At 77.5% G+C, this 814-nt stretch carries 1 pseudogene; it reads left to right on the forward strand.

From position 1 onward, the window contains the following. Positions 1–814: pseudogene (locus tag AQJ27_RS56490) on the forward strand (hypothetical protein); the annotation flags it as partial.

Consider the following 814-nt stretch of genomic DNA (forward strand, 5'->3'; position numbering starts at 1 on the left):
CACGGCGTGCTGCCGTCCTGCTCGCCACGGTGGCGCTGCCGGCGGCCCTGGTGACGGTCACGGCCACGCCCGCCGCTGCGGCGGTGCCCGTGACCGTCACCTTCAACGCGGGCGCCAACCAGCCCTTCACCGTCCCGGCCGGCGTCACCCAACTGACCGTCACCGCCACCGGCGCCGCGGGCCAGAACGGGTCCAACGGCGGCGCAGGCGGGAGCGGCGCCACCGTCACCGGCAACGTCACCGTGCCGCCGAGCACCACCACCCTCTATGTCAACGTCGGCACGGGCGGAGGCGCCGGCGGCGGAGTGGTGGGTTTCCCGGGCGGTGCCGGCGGCGGTTCCAGCGATGTCCGCACCTGCAGCTCGGCCGGCCCCGGCTGCACCCTGACCGGCGTCCCCGGCACCGACCCGCGCCTCATCGTCGCGGGCGGCGGAGGCGGCGGCGGAACCGGCGTCCCCGGAGGCCAGGTCCCGCAGGCCACCGGCGGAGACGCCGGAAACACCGGCGGGGCCGGCGGCGCGAGAACGGCCGGCGGCCAGGGCGGCGGCGGCGGAACCCAGACAGCCGGCGGCGCGGGCGGAGCCGCATGCCCCTCCATCGGTACATCCGGCACTCCGGGCACGGGCGGTGCGGGCGGCAACGGCGGAGGCGGCTTCGGGGCCGGCGGAGGCGGGGGCGGCTGGTTCGGTGGAGGCGGCGGCGGAGGCTGCAACATCATCACGAGTGGCCCCTCTCCCAGTGGCGGTCCTGGTGGTGGCGGTGGTGCGTCGAACCTCGTCCCCACGGGTGGTACCTCCGGACCTGCCACGGGAGC

This window comes from Streptomyces olivochromogenes, from assembly GCF_001514115.1.
Classification (GTDB): Bacteria; Actinomycetota; Actinomycetes; order Streptomycetales; family Streptomycetaceae; genus Streptomyces; species Streptomyces olivochromogenes.